This window comes from Hyphomonas sp. GM-8P (genome assembly GCF_003263315.1).
In the GTDB taxonomy this organism is placed as follows: Bacteria; Pseudomonadota; Alphaproteobacteria; order Caulobacterales; family Hyphomonadaceae; genus Hyphomonas.
This window is the reverse complement of the sequence record NZ_AWFE01000120.1, coordinates 1-2,739: the sequence shown is the minus strand read 5'-3', so window position 1 is coordinate 2,739 and position 2,739 is coordinate 1. Positions and strand designations below refer to the sequence as shown.

4 protein-coding genes are annotated in these 2,739 nt (G+C 64.6%); all 4 read right to left on the bottom strand.

The window, feature by feature from the left end:
* Nucleotides 1-1,837: conjugal transfer protein TrbE (locus tag HY26_RS17130; RefSeq protein ID WP_112074210.1), on the bottom strand; the 1,837-nt coding region annotated here is incomplete at its 3' end.
* Nucleotides 1,831-2,061: a VirB3 family type IV secretion system protein gene (locus HY26_RS17125; protein ID WP_370453462.1), complete on the bottom strand. Its 231-nt coding sequence runs from the start codon at nt 2,059-2,061 to the stop codon at nt 1,831-1,833. The genes HY26_RS17130 and HY26_RS17125, both read right to left, overlap by 7 nt.
* Nucleotides 2,062-2,102: 41 nt before the next feature.
* Nucleotides 2,103-2,414 (bottom strand): TrbC/VirB2 family protein, encoded by a 312-nt coding sequence (locus HY26_RS17120; RefSeq protein ID WP_034815832.1) that lies wholly within the window; start codon nt 2,412-2,414, stop codon nt 2,103-2,105.
* The coding region (locus tag HY26_RS17115; RefSeq protein ID WP_199288565.1) for an ATPase, T2SS/T4P/T4SS family at nt 2,411-2,739 on the bottom strand (329 nt) is incomplete at its 5' end. The genes HY26_RS17120 and HY26_RS17115, both read right to left, overlap by 4 nt.

Sequence of the window (2,739 nt, the reverse complement as noted above, 5' to 3'; positions counted from 1 at the left end):
TGTCCTGCATCAGCGCGTCCATTTCGAAGCAAAGCATGTCTCCGTTGGCAAGACTGTCTTCTTCGGCGTCGAGCAGCGCGCCATAGGGCCCGGCCAGCGTATAGGGTTCCAGCGCCTGCCGGAGCTCCGGCATCTGGATGAGCGCGGCAAGCCCGGTTAGTGTGCGCTGCACGACAGGCGCCGCGCCAAGGCTCTGCAGCGCCGTCCAGACGGCTTGCTTCACCTCGGGCGTGACCGCGACATTCTCCTGAGCGATCAGCCCCAGCACCCAGGCCTGCGCCTCAGCGATCCCGGCTTCACTATCCAGTGCCCGCAACGGTTGGAACGCCAGGTCGCCCTCAAGGCCCAGCTCATACCAGGTCCCGCCAAGGGCGAGCGTCGCGCAGCGCGCTGAACCGCCTTTGTCGAAGATGAACACCTGCGCGTCGGCGTAGCGTCGGAATTGCAAGGCCAGCAGCGACAGGAGGACCGACTTGCCGGCACCGGTCGGCCCGACCACCATCATGTGTCCGACATCGCCCTGATGCGTGACCAGCCGGAACGGTGTCGCACTGGCCGAGCGCGCCATCAGGAGCGGCGGGCCGTCCAGGTGCGTGTTGCGCTCCGGCCCTGCCCAGAGTGCCGACAAGGGGGCCATATGCGCAAGGTTGATCGTGTTCAGTAGCGGCTGGCGGACATTGGCATAGGCTTCACCCGGAAGCGTGCCGAGCCAGGCTTCGACGGCATTGACGCTTTCGGAAACGCAGGTGAACCCGCGCCCCCGGATCACGCGCTCGACGGCGCGGATCTGGTCGTCGGCGATCGCTGCATCCGCATGCCGAACGACAATCGCCGTCGTGCAATAGCCGAATGCAACATGGCCTGCGCCGAGCGCCTGCAGGGCCTCGTCGGCATCGGCGGCCTGATTGTCGGCATCTGAGTTGAGGAGTGTTGCGGGCTCATTGGTGAGGATTTCGCGCAAATAAGAGGTAAGCGACCGGCGTTTCGCAAACCAGTTGCGGACATAGGCATTGAGCGTCTTTTCGGCCTCGGGCTTGTCGAGGGGCAGGAACCGCGTCACCCAGCGATAGGCAAAGCCGAGCTGGTCGAGCTCTGAGAGCAGCCCGGGCTCGCCGGTTGCGGGGAACCCGTTGATCGTGAGGACTTTCAGCGTTTCGTCCCCTAAGCGGGGTGACAGCCCGCCCGTCAGCGGCGTATCGACCATGAGCGCATCAAGGCACATCGGCAGCGAGGGTGCCTTCACCGTCTGCCGCGCCACCGAGATGCAGGCATGCAGGTAGGTCAGCGTCTCATCGTCATCCAGGAACCGCGCCTCCGGCATCAGATCCGCCATCATGTCGCGCGCCCGGGAAGTTTCGGTTTCGAAATGCGCCAGATGCTCGCTCCAGAACGCAGCTGGAGCGTCTGCCGGATCGTCGATGAAGAGCTGCTCGATCCGGGCCGTCCGGTCGGCCGGTGGCATCCATGTGAGGGTCAGGTAGCAATCGGTCTCGAAGTGGCGCCCGTGCTCTTCGAACGCCGCCCGGCGTTCCTCATCGACCAGCCAGGCGGCTGCGTCGCGCCAGGAACTTTCGGGATAGGTGACGGATGGTCGCCGGTCCGCTTCTATATGCAGCGCCCAACCTGACCCGAACCGGCTGAGGAGATTGTTCATGCGGGCTGTGACGGCGACGAGTTCTTCCGGTGTCGAGCTTTCAAGATCGGGTCCGCGATAGAAACAGGTCCGCTGCAAGCTGCCATCCTTGTTGAGCAGGATGCCGGGCGCGATCAGGCAGGCCCATTTGAGATGGTCGGCGAGCGCAGCCGGGCGGGCGCGATATTCACGAAGATTCAGCATGCGTAATAGCCCCTCGTTCTTATGTGCCGGATCAGCACGTCGGCAAATTGCGGATCGCGCCTTGCAGCGAACACGCAGATGCCCTGCGCCACGATCCAGAAGACGAGCCCCACGCCCCAGAGCTGCAGGCCGATGCCGAGCGCGGCGGCCAGCGTACCATTGACGATCGTCGCCAGCCGTGGCGCCCCTGCGAGCAGGATCGGCGCCGTCAAAGAGCGATGCACCGGCACGCTATAGCCAGGGGGCAGGGGACGGTTGTCCGCCATCAGAGCGTCGCCCCGCCACCGAACGAAAAGAACGACAGGAAGAACGAGGTCGCAGCAAAGGCGATCGAGAGACCGAACACGATCTGCAAGAGCTTGCGCATGCCGCCGCCACTCTCACCGAAAGCAAGGCCAAGGCCGGTCAGGATGATGACGATGGTTGCGAGGATCTTGGCGACCGGCCCTTCGATGGAGTCGAGGATCGATTGCAGCGGGGCTTCCCAGGGCATGCCGGAGCCAGCCGCATGGGCCGGGAAGGTGAGCGCGACGGCAAAAGCCGTCAGGCTCAGGGCTTTGATCAGTCTGTATTTCATTGGGGTGGTGTCCTTTCTGGAGCGGTGGAGAGAAGCGGTTCGGAAAAGGGCAGGCTCGGCAGGACGAGCTGCAGGTCCGGCTGGACGGGGATCAGGTCATAGCCCTGACGCCCGAGCCCGTTCATGCGCGCGACTGTCTCGACGCGGTGAACCCCGGCGCGCCGGGAGATGTAGACGACGCAGTCGATTGTTTCTGCGATGAGGTCGTGCGGCACCTGCGCCGAGGTCTCGCCAATCAGCTGTTCGAGCCGGGAGAGTCCGCCCAGGGCCGAGTTGGCATGCAGGGTGGCGATGCCGCCCGGATGGCCGGTATTCCAGGCCTTCA